This is a genomic window from Streptomyces sp. NPDC058335 (assembly GCF_042723915.1).
Classification (GTDB): domain Bacteria; phylum Actinomycetota; class Actinomycetes; order Streptomycetales; family Streptomycetaceae; genus Streptomyces.
This window is the reverse complement of sequence record NZ_JBHXHX010000021.1, coordinates 76,234-92,261: the sequence shown is the minus strand read 5'-3', so window position 1 is coordinate 92,261 and position 16,028 is coordinate 76,234. Positions and strand designations below refer to the sequence as shown.

Sequence of the window (16,028 nt, the reverse complement as noted above, 5' to 3'; positions counted from 1 at the left end):
GGAACACCCCGGACTTTTGCAGCGGACCGCCGACGTCTGCGACTTGCACCTTGTCCCTCACCCTGGTCAGGCGCCCCGGCCCGGTCGCCTGACCCGGCAGGAGTTCGCGCACCGTCGGCACAGTACCGCCTCCCTCACCGCGGCAAGGGGGCGGAAAAACGGTGAGGTTCTCACCGACATCATCACCCGGAACAACGCGGCCGCCTTCACTGCCTTCCTCGATCGACTCGAAGCCGTCATCCATCCTGGCGAAAGATCCACGTGGTCTTCGACAACGGCTCCTCGCACACCGCGTGGTGGCTTCGCGCCATCACGCGCCTCCTGAGGAACCAGCGCTTCTCCACCCATCGTGCCTCCGGCAGGCCTCACCCGCTCCACATGCTCCCGAGGGCGCAATGACGGACACTCCTGTATAGGGGCCGGCGCACTTCGCGCGGGCCACGTGATGAGGGTGTTCAGCGTGCTTGAGGTCCCGCTCTGGCTGTGGGGGGCGTTCGCCGCGACGGTGGTCGTGTCGCTGGCGGTAGACCTGCTGTCCCACCGCACCGCGCACGTCATCCGCTTCAAGGAGGCGGCCGCCTGGAGCGGCCTGTGGGTGAGCCTCGCCCTGATCTTCGGCGCGGTCGTCTTCCTCGTCCTCGGCACCACCGCCGGCACCGAGTACACGACAGCCTGGCTCCTGGAGAAGAGCCTGTCGGTCGACAACCTCTTCGTCTTCGCCGTGATCTTCGCTTACTTCAAGGTGCCCCGCGCTTACCAGCACCGTGTGCTGTTCTTCGGCGTCATCGGCGCGCTCGTCTTCCGCGGGATCTTCCTCTCCCTCGGCGTGGCCGTGGTCAGCCGCTTCACCGCGGTGCTGTTCGTCTTCGCCGCGGTCCTCTTCTACAGCACCTACAAGCTCCTCAAGGACGAGGAGGAGAGCTTCGACCCGGGCAAGAGCTTTGCCGTACGGATGCTCCGGAAGATCATCCCGGTGCGGGACGAGTATGCCGGGGCGAGGTTCTTCGTCAAAGAGGCCGGTAAACGGGTGGCGACCCCGCTGCTCGCGGTGGTCGCCGCGATCGAGGCCGCCGACCTGATCTTCGCCGTCGACAGTGTCCCGGCCGTCCTCGCGGTCAGCGATGACGCCTTCATCGTCTACACCAGCAACGCGTTCGCCATCCTCGGCCTGCGGGCCCTCTACTTCATGCTCGCCGGCCTCCTGGACCGCTTCCACTACCTGAACAAGGGCCTGGCCATCATTCTCGCCTTCATCGGCGCCAAGCTCATCCTCCAGGCGTCCCACAAGATGATCAGCCCCAGCATCCCGGAAATCCCCTCACCGATCAGTCTCGTCGTCATCGTCGTCGTCCTGGCAGGTTCCGTGGTCCTCAGTATCAGAAGGCCCGCCCCTCAAGGCGTTGTGGAAGAGACCGACGAACAGACCGACGAACACGGGGACGCCTCCAGGACCACCGAGCAGCCCAGCTCACCACCAGTGGTGGAGGACCCCGAGCCGCCGACCGGTTCACCGGGTCCGGAACACTGAACCCCGCCCGAGATCAGGCCGCCGGGAGGCGGAGCACTTCCCGACGCACCAGTAGGGGCATATCGTAAAAATATGGTCAAAATGAAGCGCAAGCCCGAAGCGTACGCGTGTTCCACCTGCAAGAAGCCCGTGCCGGCCGAAATCCACCGCCACAAGACACTCGGCGTGTTCGTTCCCGTGTGGGGCCCTGGTGCATGTCAAAACCGCGACTGTCCCGACTTTCGGCTGGACCCCCACCACAAGCACTCCCCGGCCAGGGAATGAGATCGACAGCCGGCGCCGGTGCTCTCGCTGCGCGTTGCCGAGGTGTTCTCGCTGGCCGACGCGGCCAAGGCGCACGCCCGTCTGGGGGAGGGCGGGGTGCGGGGGCGGCTCGTCCTCGCTCCCTAGGCCCGGCCGTCAGATTCCCGTCGTCCGCCGAAGGGCGGGCCTCCCGGTGTCCGGTGCGTGCTCTGGGGGTCCCCGGCCGAAGGCTGCGGGAGTGCCGGGCGCAGGCCCTCGTACTGGTTGTACGTGGGCCTGCGCCCTGCACGGCGAGGGTGCGTGATGGCGTCGCGGGCAGACGGGAATGTGACGACAGGGCCTAGCGGGCTGCGCCGTACTGGGCGTGGTCAGCGTGGGTGCCCGGCGCCGGGCGTCGTCGCCGAGGCCCGCGAGCCGGGCACGATCCGAACGGGCGTCATCCCTTGACGTGAGGAAGGCGCGGCCTCCGGGGGATGACGCCCCGCCCGGCTCACCAGGTCTTGCCGGCCTGCTCCCGGACCGTGCGGTTGATCCGGTTGAAGAAGTTGGTCATCGCGATCTCCAGGGTGATCGCGCCCAGCTGCTCCTCGCTGAAGTGGTCGGCGGCGGCGTCCCAGATCTCGTCGGTCACGCCCGGTGCGCCGTCCTGAAGCCGGGTGGCGGCTTCCGTCAGGGCGAGGGCGGCCCGCTCCTCCTCGGTGTAGAAGGGCGTGTCGCGCCACGCGACCACGTGGTGCAGCCGTTCCTCCGTCTCACCGGCCTTCTTCGCCGACTGGATCGTGCCGAAGACGCAAGGACTGCAACCGTTGATCTGGCTGGTGCGCAGGTGGACCAGGGACAGCAGGTGCCTGTCCACTCCCCCTGCGTGAATCGCCTTGTAGAGGTGCTGAATTGCTGTGATCACATCGGGATTGGCCGTGCCTGTCATGCGTGCTTCCATCGGTCTGGCTCCTTCATCGATGATTCATCGGTTACCTGCGCCCCTCCGGGCCCGTCATCACCCATGACGGAGCAGAACCGAGGAAGGTAACTACATGTCCGACACCAGCCCGACGGACCCGATGGCCGAGACGTTCGAGGCCCAGCGCGACCGGCTGCGTGCGGTCGCCCACCGCATGCTCGGATCGCACGCCGACGCCGAGGACGTGGTCCAGGAGGCCTGGCTGCGGCTCTCCCGCCAGGATGCGACGACCATCGACAACCTCGCCGGATGGCTGACCACGGTGGTCGGCCGGATCAGCCTCGATGTCCTGCGCTCGCGCCAGGCCCGCCCGGAGACGTCCTATGACGACCGCCTGTCCGAGCTGGTGGTGACGCTCGACGACAGCCCTGCTCCCGAGGATGACGCGGTGCTCGCCGACTCGGTCGGGCTCGCGCTCCTCGTCGTCCTGGAGTCGCTCGGGCCGAGCGAGCGGCTGGCGTTCGTGCTGCACGACCTGTTCGCGGTGCCCTTCGACGAGATCGGCCACATTCTCGGCAGGTCCACCGCCGCCTCCAAGATGCTCGCCAGCCGCGCCCGCAGGAAGGTGCAGGCGATCGAGCGGCCGACCGGCGTCGGACGGGAGCAGCGAGAGGTGGTCCAGGCCTTCCTGGCGGCGGCTCGCCGCGGTGACTTCGAGGAGTTGCTGCGGGTACTCGACCCCGAGGTGAAACTGACCGTCGACAGCCCGACCGGCGTGGTCGTCACGCTCGGCGCCACGCAGGTCGCAGCCGGCGCGCGACTGTCCGCCCGTGCAGCCACGCAGGGGCGGGCGGTGCTCGTCAACGGCCTCCCGGGGATCGTTTCCTGGCGCGAGGACGGCACTCCGCTCTCGGTCGTCGCATTCACCGTCGTCGACGGCCGGATCTCCGACATCACGGTCGTGATCGACCCGGCCAAGCTCTCGCGGATGGACCTGCCGGATCCGGCGTGAGTCCCCGCCGGGGCAGGTCGCCGCCAAGCGGCCAAGGTCCGTGGATCATTGACCCGATGCAGGTTTCAGGCTGCGGGGCTTCGTGGCGTTCGGCGAAGGAGCCGCGTTCCAAGCGGGCCCGGCCCGGATGAGGACGGCGAGGTGGGGTGCGTTCACTGCTGGCCAGCGGGCTTGGGCACACTCGACGAGCTTGAACACCATCGCCAGGGCGGCGGCTCGGGAGCCGGCGCCCTTGGTGACCTTCGTCCGCAGCCGGACCGTCGCGGGTTCGCCTCGATCGGGTTCGTGGTCCGCAGGTGAATCCGGTGCTCGACCGGGAAACCGCAGAAGACCCAACCGGTCCGTCTCGCTCATCGACGATCTTCTTGACGGCCTTGGGGAACTTCGCGCCGTACCGCTTGGCGCACGCGGCGACGGCTTTGGCCGGGTGCTCGCTGTCCTCGGCGTCGTAGATGTCCTCGGCGTCGTAGATGTCCTGGGTGGCATTCGGGGAGTGGCGCAGTGCGGCAGCAGGATCGCCGGAAGGAACCGCTTGCGCTCGCCGATCTCCTCGGCGACCCGCTTGTCCTTGACGCGCGGGGCCTTCGCCTCGACCGCCCGGCCCCGGCAGTCACCCAGCGGGCTGGCGACAGCCGTTGCGGGCCACCGGTCGAGGGCCTGCCTCGTCCCGCTGGGCGGCCAACTCGCCTGTACGATGGCTCACTTCCGCCGCAGCACTGCGGCCGGCATCCGCCTCGCACCTCCCGGAACGGAACGGGTGACGGGGGCATAGCGGGCGGTGCGGGCGTCCGTCTCGCGGGTGTCGGTCAGGGGCCGCGGCGCAGGCGTCCGCCACGGAGGAAGGCCCGGCACGGGCAAGCTGTCGCGTCCCGGGCTGGTGCTGCGCTCGAGCCATGCTCATCACGGACGGCACGGCGAATGCCTGCACGTCCCGGACGGTTGAACCCGTCGCTAGGAGGCCTTGCTCAGGGCCGGGTCGGTGCGCCAGACGGTGGCGAGTTCGACCAGCGGTACGCCAAGTACCTCGCTGAGCCGGACGATGGTGCCGAACGCGGGCGTCGGCAGCCGACCGGTCTCGATCTTGCGGAGGGTCTCCGGCGAGATCCCCGCCGCCAAGGCCACTTCGGTGGGGTTGCGTCCGGCCCGGGCAGAGCGCAACGCGGCTCCGAGACGTCGGCCCGCCTCGATCTGTTCGGGGGCGAGCGGATAGCGAACCATCCGCCAATGCTAGAGCCGCAGATGACCGGCAGCAACCACTCCCGTCTCTGGTATAAATATACCTGTCGGTCGCCCCGGGGAATCGAGGATCGCAGTGATCGAGCACAAGTCTCCCGAAGACATCGAGCGCATGTACGTCACTGGACAGTTCGTCGGCCAGGTACTGGCGGAACTCGCCGACCTCGCCGCAGTAGGGGTCAACCTGCTGGATCTGGAGCACCACGCTCGCCGCCGTATCAAGGAACGCGGCGCGGAGTCCTGCTATTGGGACTACGCGCCCTCGTTCGGCAAGGGCCCGTTCCGGAACGTGGTGTGCCTCTCGGTCAACGATGCCGTGCTGCACGGATTGCCGCACAGCTACAAGCTGCGTGACGGCGATCTGCTGACCATGGACATGGCGGTGAGCATCGATGGCTGGGCCGCGGACTCGGCCCACTCCGTCGTCGTCGGCACCCCGGCCGAGGAGGACCTGCGGCTGATCGAGGCCACCGAGGTCGCCCTGGAAGCCGCGATCAAGGTCGCCCAGCCGGGCAACAGGCTCGGGGACATCTCGGCAGCGATCGGCGCGGTTGCCGCCGAGTACGGCTACCCGGTCAATCTGGAGTTCGGCGGTCACGGTATCGGCCGCACGATGCACGAGGACCTGCACATTCCCAACGACGGTCGTCCTGGCCGCGGTTGGAAGCTGCGTCCCGGCCTGACGATCGCGATCGAGCCGTGGTTCGCCGCCGGCACCAACAAGATCGTCTTCGACCCGGACGGCTGGACGATCCGGTCGGCCGACGGCTCGCGCACCGCTCATTCCGAGCACACAGTTGCCATCACCGAGACCGGCCCGCTCGTGCTCACCCGGCGCCCTGAGAGCAATAGGGGGCTGGAAGACCAGCGGGAAGCATCGGCGACCGGACGCTGACGAGGGCTTCATCGAGGAGCAAGCCCAGGTGGCCGACAACAGGGCGACCGTGGTGACCAGCTGCGAGCTGGGCCGGGTTCAGCCGCCGGGCGGTCGCGCCCGGACTCTCCGGTTCACCAGGTCAGCAGGTCACCAGGGGATGACGCCGTCGTCCTCGAAGAACGAACCGGTCGGGCCGCCGTCGGGCAGCGTGGCGAGCCGGATCGCTGTGGCTGCGCCCTGCTCAGGAGTGCGTGGTCCGTGGAAGCCCGTGAAGTCGGTCGCGACCAGACCCGGGCAGGCGGCGTTGATCAGGATGTTCGTACCGGCGAACTGCCGGGCGTACTGCACGGTGACGGCGTTGAGGAACGACTTCGACGGCGAGTAGGCCGCCATGATCGGGCCGATGTCGATGTCGGGGTCCGCCTGCCGGGTCAGGGAGGCGACGGCACTGGAGACGTTGACGATGCGTGGCGACGTGGAGCGGCGCAGCATCGGCAGCATCGCGTTGGTCACCCGGATGACACCGATGACGTTGGTCTCCACGACCGTGCGGACCACGTCGAGGTCGAGCGTGGTCGGGTCCTGCACCCACCCCGGGCCCGCCTCTCCCGAGATGCCGGCATTGTTCACCAGGACGTCCAGTCGCCCGGCCTGCGCTGCGACCAGTTCCGCGGCATCGGTGACGCTCCGGTCGCTGGTCACGTCCAGCGGCACTCCGAACGCGTCCATCCCGGCGGCGCGCAGCCTCTCCACGGCCAACTCGCGCCGGGCCTCGTCGCGGGCTCCCACGCCCACGCGGAACCCGAGGGCGCCCAGGCCAGTCGCTATTTCGTACCCGATTCCCTTGTTCGCGCCGGTCACCAGCGCGGTCTTCGTTTCGCTCATGCCGCTGATGTTCGCTCGCGGACGAGTGGCGCATCCAACACCGATACGGTGCTCTGTCATACCCGGTAGGTATCACTTGGGTAGCCTGTGGCCGTGGACACCTTGGAGACCCGCGAGTTGAGGTACTTCGTGGCCGTCGCCGAGGAACTGCACTTCGGCCGCGCCGCCGAGCGCCTCGGCATGGCCCAGCCACCGCTGTCCCGGGCGATCCAGCAGCTCGAGCGGCGCCTCGGCGTCTCCCTGCTGGCACGCAACCGCCGAGGCGTCTCCCTGACCGGCGCCGGGGAGGTACTGCTGCACGAGGGGCGCGCAGCCCTCGACGCGACCACCGCTGCCGCTCGCCGCACCCGTCGCGCCGGTGGCGCCGGTACTCCCGGCGGCCCCCGCAACCGCCTGGTGCTGGCGGTGAAGGCCGCCGCGTCTCACGAGCTGCTGCAGAAGCTCCTCGGCGCCTACGCGGCCGAGCCCGACGCCGCCGAGATCGAGGTGCTACCGAGCGGCACGTGTGAGCAGGGTGAGATGCTGCGCGACGGCCGCGCCGACGTGGCGCTCATGCACACGCCGTTCAACTCCCTCGCCGGGTTCGAAAGCGAGGAACTGCTGACCGAGGGGCAGATCGCTGTCCTGCCCGCCGGGCACCCTCTCGCCACGCACAAGACTCTGTCCCTGGCCGCCGTCAGCGACATCCCCGACCTTCCGCTCGCCCGCTGGTCCCGCCACGGCACGTACGCACCCGGTCCGGGCCCCGAGATCCACGACCAGACGCAGCTGGCCCAGCTGATCGCCCTCGGACGCACCGTGGCCGTCTTCCCCGACTCCGCCCGCGCCTGGCTATGGGCCGAGCACACCGCCGTTCCCCTGACCGACGCGCCCCCCGTCGTCACGCACATCACCTGGCCCGCGCACAGCCGCTCCCTCGCCCTCGCCGGGCTGATCCGCACGGCCACACAGCTATGACCCTCTCCTGCCTTCCGCCGGCGCCAACACCCTGATGACACACCGTCGGACCCCAAAGACCCCGCCGTGGACCGCTGTTCCGGGGCCGTCCAGGACTGCTACGGCTCCTGGCGGGCGGTGTATGCGCAGTTCCGGCGGTGGCAGCGGGGCGGGGCGTGGGCGCCCCGACCTGGCGCACCGACCCGCACCCGCCGCCTGATCCCGTCGATGAGCTGCCGTCTCGTCAACTCCGACCGCCGGCCCGACCGCGTGGGCACAGGCAACAGCCGATCCAGCCGCGCCCACTGCTCCTCGGTCAGGTCAGGTCAGGTCGAGGCAGACCCCTCGGTCCCTGATGTCGAGATCTGACCGATGAACATCAGAGCGAGTTCAGGCGGGCCTTGAGCAGGCAGAACTCATTGCCTTCCGGGTCGGTCAGGACATGCCACTGCTCCTCCCCTGTCTGGCCGATGTCGGCCGGGCGAGCACCGAGCTTCAGCAGGCGTTCGAGCTCGGCGTCCTGATCGCGGTCGGTGGCGTTGACGTCGATGTGCAGCCGGGATTTCCCCTTCTCCGGCTCATCCCTGCGACTGAGGATGATCGTCGGCTGCGGACCGCCGAACCCTTCGCGCGGCCCGATCTCCAGCGTGCCGTCGTCCTCGCGATCGAGCACGACGAAGTCCAGGACCTCGCACCAGAACCGCGCCAGCACCTCGGGGTCGCGGCAACCGAGGACGAGTTCACTGATGCGACATGCCATAACGAAACCTCTCAGCCTGGGAACTGCCGGGCAGGCCACAGACGAACCTCATAGGCTCCCAGCAGCGAAAACAACCCCGCGACCGTACCGGACGAGGCGAGCACGGGCGAAATCATTTCCGGGGCTACTGTCCGGACAGCCGGGCAAGGCCGTTGGCCGCCGACTCCCCCCGCCAGCAAGCTCGCAGCCATGACCACCCCGTCCCCGCGATGCTCGCCACGGACGACGCCGTCACCCCGGCACCTGCCGCTCGCCGGCCGGCGGCACAGCCGGGCCCGTCGTTTCCCACCGCACGGGCAACGGGAAATCCCCGGGAAACGCCTGGCGGCCCCACGCCCCCGGCGACAACGTGAGGACCGTCGACCCCCAGAGAGGGCCCTCGCAGCGTGCGTCGGTCCCTGGGCAGAACTCACGTAAGGATCTGTGCCAGTGATCAGTTGGAAGCGTGCTTCGTCCATCGGGCGGCGGTTCGTCGGAGGCAGGGTTTCGTCCGCGGTGACGGCCGTGGTGCTACTGGCCGGCGGCATGACGCTCCTCGGTCCGGCGGGCGCCGCGCAGGCCGCCGCGTCGGACTGCGAGGGCGGCCGCAACGGGTTCATCGACATCTCCGACAGCGCCTACGACACCGCCGCCCGCCAGGTGACGTTGTGGGACGAGGGCATCAACATCAGTGTGCAGTACGGCTACATCCGCGGCGTCCAGCGCGGGTGGGCCCTGATCGCCGGCGACGTGCAGCCGGGCAACCAGGTGTGGTTGGACTGGACCCGGGACGGGGGCCGGACCTGGATCCAGTGCGGGCCGTTCACCTCGCAGGGCGGCGAGAACAAGACGAGCGCGGCCCAGCGCACCAGCACGGACGTCAACTGGAAGTTCCGCGCCTGCGGTTCGACCAGGTCCGGCATCCACTGCACAGCCCCGTGGTGGTAGGCCGACGCACGACCACCCCCCGTCCGGCTCGCAGGACGTCTGTCCGACATCCCTGACACACTCTTGGAGATCCGAGTGAACATGCCACGCACCGCGCTCGCGCTCGCTTCGGCCGCCTGCCTGCTGGCCGTGGGCAGCCCCGCGCTCGCCGCGTCGGGCGCCGCCGACGGCACGTCCGCCACGTCGACTCACTGCGTCCTGGTGCTCGACGAGGTGAAGACGGGCGAGAGTGTCTCCGCCGTCGACTCGTACACGTGCTTCGGCGGCCCCGACGCCTCCACCCGGGCCGCGGCGGCCGTACCGAGGGCGGCGGCACAGACGGAGCTGATGACCTGGGCCGAGCACGCGAGCTACGGCGGCACCTACACCAAGGTCTACGGCAGCGCCGGACCCTGCGACGCGGCGGGCTACAGCTTCAGCCCGAACAACTACTGGTCCACGCACCTGTCGTCGTTCCTCATCGACGGCGGATGCAACAAGTCGTTCCTGCGCGGCCCGAGGGGCAACGCCTCCTTCACCGGTGACGTGCCCTACGTCGGCGACACGCTCAACGACGCGGTGACGTACGTCAAGATCTGGCGCGGCTGAGCCACTCGGACAGGGGTTTCCCGGCATTCCTGCCAAGAGGCAACGGGAAACCCCTGGTCCCTGCCGCCGTCGGAGGCCACGGTGAGGCCTGTTCCGCCCCGAGCCACAGGGGGGCGCTGTCGAACGCGGTCGGACTGTCGGCGCCACGGACACGTGGCACGGCCGCGAGAGGAGAACCGGATGAGAACACTGCGCCGGGGAGCGGGGCTGGTCGCCATGATGGTGACGGCTCTCCTCCTGGCCCTGCTCCCGACGACCGCCGCCCAGGCGGCCGGCACGGGCGAGCAGAACTGGTGCGGCGTGCAGGGCATCGCCTCGCCCGAGGCGCACCGCGCCGTGGACGCGGCCTGTGCGGAATGGCGCGCGCGCACGCTGTACACCTGGGGCGGCGGTCACGGACCGGCTCCGGGCCAGAGCTACGGCACCTGGGACCTCAGCAGCCCGAGCGGCTTCGAGGAGACCGCGCTCGATCCGCAGACCCGCGGTTTCGACTGCTCGGGCTTCGCCCGCTGGGCCTGGTTCAAGGCTGCGGGGTACGACATCCTCGGCGGTGGCACGGCCGAGATGATGTACCGGGCCGCAGGGCGGACCTACAAGCAGGTCAACGGGGCCGGCGGAGGCAAGCCGGCCGTCTCCGACCTGGAGCCCGGCGACCTGGTGTTCACCGGCGTCGGCGGCACGGTGGCCAGCATCAGCCATGTGATGCTCTACCTGGGGGACGGCTATGTCGTCGAGGCCTACCAGTCGCAGAAGCCGATCCGCGTGATCGACATCGCGCAGCGCATCGACAAGAACCGTCTGGTCGGAGTCACGCGGATGCCGCAGGGCAGCCCGTTCACGGAACCCCCTGGCTATGATGGCACGCTCCAGGTGACGTGGGGCACGGATGTCGCCGTACGCCAGCACCCCAACCGTTCGGCCGCCCTGGTGACCCGGCTGTCCGGACCGGACCTGGTGTACGCCAAGTGCCAGCAGCACGGGGAGCGCATCACGGCGGAGGGCTACACCAACGACGCCTGGACGTATCTGTCCAACCGCGGGGGCTGGATCAGCAACATCTTCCTCAGGGGCCCGGCCTGGCTGCCGGAGGTGCCCACCTGTTCCGGCTCCGACTACGACCCACAGACCGGCTCCGGCAGCGGCGGCAACGCCACCCAGGGCGGCGCATACCGCACCTGGGGCACGGACGTGGCGATCCGCTCCCAGCCCTCCACCACCAATGGGACCACGGTCGCCAGGCTGGCCGGTGCGACCTCGGTCGCCGTGAGCTGCCAGATGCATGCGCAGACCGTGACGTCGGAGGGCTACACCAACGACGCCTGGTCCTACCTTCCGCAGTACGGCGGCTGGATCACCAACATCTACATGCAGGGCGACGCCTGGCTCGCCGGTGTCCCGGCCTGCGACGGCAGGGGCACCGCCACCCCGGTCGGCGCGCATGCCCACAGCACCTGGGGAACCGGCGTGACGATCCGTAGCTCCCCCACCACCGGCGCGGGCGTCGTGACCCGGCTCTCCGGCCCGACCGGCGTGGCGGTCTCCTGCCAGAAGCACGCGGAAACGGTCACGGCCGAGGGCTACACCAACGACGCCTGGTCGTACCTGCCCGAGTACCAGGGCTGGATCAGCAACATCTACATGAAGGGGGAGGCGTGGCTGATCGGCGTCCCCAACTGCGTGAATCCGCGCGTGGTCTGACCGGTCACGCCGGTTGCACCAGTCGCGCCGGTTGACCTTCCGCGTCCACCGCTCCGGTATCGCGGGCCTTGAGCCCGCGATACCGGAGCGGCTTCACGCACCGACCATCATCGGTCCGACCGGACGTTCGACTCCTATGTGACCTTCGTCACTTCCTGTCATGCCGAGATTCGCCGCCCCTGTCCCGTGCATACCATCCCAGACGCACGGTCGCCGACCTGACCAGTCGGCGTCAGAAGACGGCGCTCCGAGCGCCGTTGGCCTCGGGGGCACACCAGCTATGAACCACAAGGACGACGGGGCGGCGCACCCGTCGGCCGCCGCTCGACGGCGGCCGCAGCACTTGCCTTTCGGCTCCGCGCTCCGAGAGCTGCGCCTGGCGCGCGGTCTGTCGCTGGCGGACCTGGCACGGATCACGCATTACAGCAAGGGCTATCTGAGCAAGATCGAGACGGGCAGCAAACCGGTCAACGGCGATGTCGCACGGTTGTGCGACGAAGCCCTGGAGGCCGACGGCGCCCTGCTCGCCCTGCTGCCCTCGGCCTTGCGGGAGGGGCCACCGACACAGGGGGACGACGAGGACTGCCCCTATCCCGGACTGTCCGCCTTCGGTCCGCGGGACGTGGGGCGGTTCTTCGGCCGGGATCGGGCGGTCGCCGCGCTCGTCGAGCGCCTCGCCCAGCGGTTCGGCAGGGGTCCGGTGGCCGTGGTCGCGCTCTCCGGGGCGGGCAAGTCCTCGTTGCTCGGGGCAGGCCTCGTCCCCGCGCTCACCGACGGCGTACTTCCCGCCGACCGCGGCGGCCAGGCGGTCACGCCGGGTGTCCGCGCCGATCCGGGCCGCCTCGACGACGACCCGGCAGCCGGCGTTCACGGTGACTTGCTTCCCGTCCGCCCCGACGGCTCGATTGTCATGTGCACCCCCACCGCGCGTCCGCTGTCCGCTCTCCGGCAAGCGCTACGCACCGCGCTGCCGGCCGGCCTGCTCGACCACCTGCACGACGACGGTCCGCCCGGCGACCGAGCGGACCAACTGGTCACGGTGCTGCGCTCCTGGGCCGCCACCCGCGGAGCAGCCACCCCCGACACCGCTCCGCGCACGGCCCCCGCCGCGCAGCCGCGCCTCGGCTGCGTCATCATCGTCGACCAGTTCGAGGAGGTCTTCACCCTCTGCGACGACGAGGCGGAACGCCGGTCCTACATCGCGGCGCTCGCGGCGCTGGCCGGCGGCGACGGTGACGAACCCGAGGCGCCTCGGGGGGCGTTCGCCGTGGTACTAGGGGTACGTGCCGACGTCACAGGGCGCTGCCTGGAGTACCCGGCCCTCGTGCCGGTCGTCAGCGACGGGCTGTTCGCGCTGGGCGCGATGACCACGGACGAGCTGCGGGAGTGCATCGTCCGTCCGGCAAGGGCGACGGGGACCTCCCTGGAACCGGGACTGGTCGAGCTGCTGCTGCGCGACCTGGGAGCGGCCGACACCCCCGCCTCCGCAGGGAGCGGCCCGGACACGGCCGTACCGGCCGGCCGTCCCGGGGTGCTTCCGCTGCTCGGGCACGCCCTGCGGGAGACCTGGCACCGGCGCGCCGACTCCGGTATGACGGTGGCGGGTTACCTGGCGACGGGCGGGATACACGGCTCCGTTGCCACCGCGGCCGAGAACCTGTTCGCCGCGCTGTCACCGGCCCGGCAGGACGTCGCCCGCAGAGTGCTGTTGCGGCTGGTGCGCGTCGGTGAGGACAACGAGGCCTCCCGGCGCCCACGCACCACATCGGAACTGCTCGACGGGCTGCCGGACCCGGCAGCCGCGCGGACCACCCTGGACGCACTGGTGACGGCCCGTCTGCTGACGCTGGACGCCGACCGCGTCGAGATCGTGCACGAGGCGCTGCTGCGGGCGTGGCCCAGGCTGCGCACCTGGATCCACACGACGCGCGCAGATCTGCTCCTGCACCAGCAACTGGGCGCCGCCGCCCGGGAATGGGACCGCGGGAACCGCGACACGAGTCTGCTCTACCGCGGGGCCCGGCTGACGGCCGCCCGGGAATGGGCGGCCGGTCCCAGCGGCCGGGACAGCATGCCGACACCCGTGGAGGCCGACTTCCTGCGCGCCTCCGAGCGGGAGGAGGACCTGCGCCGGCGCCTGGCCCGGCGCCGGGTCCGCCAGCAGCGGGCCGGAGTCGTCGTCCTCACCGTTCTGCTCGCCCTGGCCCTCCTCGCCGGCGCCACGGTCTTCGAACAGCGCATCTCCGCCGACGAACAGCGCAGGACTGCTCTGTCTCAGGCCATGGCGGCGCGCTCCGCCCAACTGGCGTTCGGACAGCCGGAGGCTTCGATGCTGCTGGCGGAGTCCGCCTACCGCACCGCGCCCACCACCGAGGCGCGCAGCGCGCTGCTCAGCACGCAGGCCGACCCCTTCGCCGGCCGGCTCACCGGCCACCGCGGACCGGTGAACGGCGTGGTCTTCGGCCCCGGCCGACGGCTGCTGGCCTCGGCCAGCTCCGACGGCACCGTACGACTGTGGGACGTCGCCACCCGGCGCGGCGCGGGGAACCTCGTGGGCCACCGGGGGCCTGTGCGGTCCGTGGCCTTCTCGCCGGACGGACGCACCCTGGCTTCGGCGAGTTCGGATGCGACGATCCGACTCTGGTCGGTGTCCGGCCGGGCCCAGACCGCCGTCCTGACCGGACATCAGGGACCCGTCCGCGCCGTGGCCTTCTCCCCCGACGGACATACCCTGGCCTCCGCCGGCAAGGACGGCACCGTGCGCCTGTGGGACACCCGGACCCGGCGCCAGACCGCGCGGTTGAAGAGGCACTCCGGCGACGTCCTCGCGCTGGCGTACGCCCCCGACGGCTCGCGGCTGGCCAGCGCGGGCGTCGACCGCAGCGTACTGCTGTGGGATCCGCGCACCCGCCGTACCACGGGCGTCCTGGGCGGCCACAGCGGCGATGTCCTCGCCGTGGCGTTCAGCCCCGACGGCCGGGTGCTCGCCACCGGCGGCGCGGACCGCACCGTACGGCTGTGGGATCCGGCGGCCCGCCGCCAGAGCGCCGTTCTCGCGGGCCACGACGACGACGTGAACGGCCTCGCCTTCGGACCCGGCGGCCACACGGTGGTCTCCGCGGGCGGCGACGGCACGATCGTCCGCTGGGATGTACACACCCGCCGCACGGTCGGCTCTCTCTCCGGCCACACCGACTACGTGATGGCCGTCGCCGTCGCGGCCAACGGCGATCTGCTGGCCACCGCGGGCTTCGACGGGACCGTGGCCCTGTGGAACCTCACCGGCCACACGCTCAGCGCCTACCCGGTCAGCGAGCTGTGGAAGGCCGCCTTCAGTCCCGACGGGCGGTTGCTCGCCTCCGCGGCGGCGGACGGCGCCGTCCAACTCTGGGACGTGGCACGCCGGACCCGCCTCCGCTCGCTGACCGGTCACAGCGGCGCCGCGTACGCGGTGGCGTTCAGTCCGGACGGCCGATGGCTCGCCTCCGCCGGCGCCGACCGCACCGTACGACTGTGGCCCGTCGCGGCACGAGGGGGCACCCCCGTAGTCCTCACCGATCACACCCACGCCGTGTTCGACGTGGCGTTCAGTCCGGACGGCCGATGGCTCGCCTCCGCCGGCGCCGACCGCACCGTGCGGCTGTGGCGGGTGTCGTCCACGGGCCGTCCGGCCGAGACGCCCGCCAGGGTACTCAGCGGGCACACCGACTTCGTCAACTGCCTCGTCTTCAGCGCCGACAGCGCCACCGTCGTCAGCGGCAGCGACGACCTCACCCTGCGGCTGTGGAACACATCGCGTGCCCGCCAGAGCGCCGTGCTCACCGCGAAGGGCGGCTCGGTACGCGCCGTGGCCTTCTCCCCCGACGGCCGCACCCTCGCCAGTTCGGGCAACGACGGAGTCATCCGGGTGTGGGACGTGGCTCGGGCCCGCGTGGCGGGGCTGCTCGGTCAGCACGCCGGGTCGGTGCGGGGCCTGGCCTTCAGCCCCGACGGCCGCTCCCTCGCCAGCAGCGGCAACGACCGCACCGTACGGCTGTGGGATCCCCTGCGGCGGCGGCTCGTCGCCACCCTGACCGGCCACACCCGCGCGGTGTGGAGCGTCACCTACGCCCCGGACGGCAGGACGGTCGCCAGCGCCGGCAACGACGGCACCGTCCGACTGTGGGACCCCGGCATCCCCGACCGCGTGGCGGACCTGTGCCATGTGGTGGGCCCCGTCGACCGCCAACGGTGGCGACGACTGCTGCCCGGACACGACTACAGGGGAACGTGCGCGGGCTGACCAGATCCGCCGAGGGGGCGGACGGTCGGTCGGAGTTCGATGCCTGCCCAGCGGCGATCTCCCGGGCACGGGGATCTCGACGGGCGCGACGACCACTTCGTACACCCACGCCGGCGGCGACCGTCTGGTGACCCACGGCACGCTCTACGACGCCC

General features: G+C 70.6%; 13 protein-coding genes and 2 pseudogenes. 9 read left to right on the top strand and 6 right to left on the bottom strand.

The genetic code is table 11. The annotated features are described in order from the left end of the window. Positions 1 to 460: 460 nt before the first annotated feature. The gene (locus ACFWJX_RS32910; RefSeq protein ID WP_383249975.1) at positions 461 to 1,528 is read left to right on the top strand and encodes a TerC family protein; all 1,068 of its coding nucleotides are present in this window, start codon (positions 461 to 463) and stop codon (positions 1,526 to 1,528) included. 282 nt (positions 1,529 to 1,810) lie between these two features. After that, positions 1,811 to 1,918: pseudogene (locus ACFWJX_RS32905) on the top strand (NADP-dependent oxidoreductase); the annotation flags it as partial. 343 nt (positions 1,919 to 2,261) lie between these two features. Here ACFWJX_RS32905 and ACFWJX_RS32900 read toward each other — a convergent pair. Beyond that, a complete protein-coding gene (locus ACFWJX_RS32900; RefSeq protein ID WP_383249974.1) occupies positions 2,262 to 2,711 on the bottom strand; it encodes a carboxymuconolactone decarboxylase family protein in 450 nt (149 codons plus the stop codon). Positions 2,712 to 2,805: 94 nt separating this feature from the next. Here ACFWJX_RS32900 and ACFWJX_RS32895 point away from each other — a divergent pair, with 94 nt between their 5' ends. After that, complete coding sequence (locus tag ACFWJX_RS32895; protein WP_383249973.1) at positions 2,806 to 3,684, top strand: sigma-70 family RNA polymerase sigma factor; 879 nt, start codon at positions 2,806 to 2,808, stop codon at positions 3,682 to 3,684. A gap of 45 nt (positions 3,685 to 3,729) precedes the next feature. Here ACFWJX_RS32895 and ACFWJX_RS32890 read toward each other — a convergent pair. After that, a pseudogene (locus tag ACFWJX_RS32890) lies at positions 3,730 to 4,141 on the bottom strand (transposase); the annotation flags it as partial. A gap of 494 nt (positions 4,142 to 4,635) precedes the next feature. Further along, positions 4,636 to 4,902 (bottom strand): helix-turn-helix domain-containing protein, encoded by a 267-nt coding sequence (locus ACFWJX_RS32885; protein WP_383249972.1) that lies wholly within the window; start codon positions 4,900 to 4,902, stop codon positions 4,636 to 4,638. Positions 4,903 to 4,996: 94 nt separating this feature from the next. Between ACFWJX_RS32885 and map the strand changes: the two genes are divergently transcribed. Continuing rightward, positions 4,997 to 5,815, top strand: a complete 819-nt coding sequence (gene map / locus ACFWJX_RS32880) for a type I methionyl aminopeptidase (protein ID WP_383249971.1) — start codon at positions 4,997 to 4,999, stop codon at positions 5,813 to 5,815. 129 nt (positions 5,816 to 5,944) lie between these two features. On the opposite strand, the gene ACFWJX_RS32875 is transcribed toward map, so the two are convergent. After that, the gene (locus ACFWJX_RS32875; protein WP_383249970.1) at positions 5,945 to 6,682 is read right to left on the bottom strand and encodes an SDR family oxidoreductase; all 738 of its coding nucleotides are present in this window, start codon (positions 6,680 to 6,682) and stop codon (positions 5,945 to 5,947) included. A gap of 93 nt (positions 6,683 to 6,775) precedes the next feature. On the opposite strand from ACFWJX_RS32875, the gene ACFWJX_RS32870 reads away from it, so the two are divergent. Further along, complete coding sequence (locus ACFWJX_RS32870) at positions 6,776 to 7,639, top strand: LysR family transcriptional regulator (RefSeq protein WP_383249969.1); 864 nt, start codon at positions 6,776 to 6,778, stop codon at positions 7,637 to 7,639. A 98-nt stretch (positions 7,640 to 7,737) separates the two neighbouring features. On the opposite strand, the gene ACFWJX_RS32865 is transcribed toward ACFWJX_RS32870, so the two are convergent. Then, positions 7,738 to 7,938 (bottom strand): hypothetical protein, encoded by a 201-nt coding sequence (locus ACFWJX_RS32865; RefSeq protein WP_383250029.1) that lies wholly within the window; start codon positions 7,936 to 7,938, stop codon positions 7,738 to 7,740. A 59-nt stretch (positions 7,939 to 7,997) separates the two neighbouring features. Continuing rightward, on the bottom strand, positions 7,998 to 8,378 hold the full coding sequence (locus ACFWJX_RS32860) for a VOC family protein (protein WP_383250028.1): 381 nt from the start codon (positions 8,376 to 8,378) through the stop codon (positions 7,998 to 8,000). A gap of 495 nt (positions 8,379 to 8,873) precedes the next feature. Here ACFWJX_RS32860 and ACFWJX_RS32855 point away from each other — a divergent pair, with 495 nt between their 5' ends. The 4 genes from ACFWJX_RS32855 to ACFWJX_RS32840 all read left to right on the top strand — a co-directional run bounded on the left by ACFWJX_RS32855 (position 8,874) and on the right by ACFWJX_RS32840 (position 15,873). Beyond that, positions 8,874 to 9,305: a hypothetical protein gene (locus ACFWJX_RS32855; protein ID WP_383249968.1), complete on the top strand. Its 432-nt coding sequence runs from the start codon at positions 8,874 to 8,876 to the stop codon at positions 9,303 to 9,305. 75 nt (positions 9,306 to 9,380) lie between these two features. After that, entirely contained in the window at positions 9,381 to 9,893 is a 513-nt protein-coding gene (locus tag ACFWJX_RS32850; RefSeq protein ID WP_383249967.1) for a hypothetical protein, read from the top strand. 180 nt (positions 9,894 to 10,073) lie between these two features. Continuing rightward, the gene (locus ACFWJX_RS32845; RefSeq protein ID WP_383249966.1) at positions 10,074 to 11,591 is read left to right on the top strand and encodes an NlpC/P60 family protein; all 1,518 of its coding nucleotides are present in this window, start codon (positions 10,074 to 10,076) and stop codon (positions 11,589 to 11,591) included. 280 nt (positions 11,592 to 11,871) lie between these two features. Then, on the top strand, positions 11,872 to 15,873 hold the full coding sequence (locus ACFWJX_RS32840; protein ID WP_383249965.1) for a helix-turn-helix domain-containing protein: 4,002 nt from the start codon (positions 11,872 to 11,874) through the stop codon (positions 15,871 to 15,873). The last annotated feature ends 155 nt before the right edge of the window (positions 15,874 to 16,028 follow it).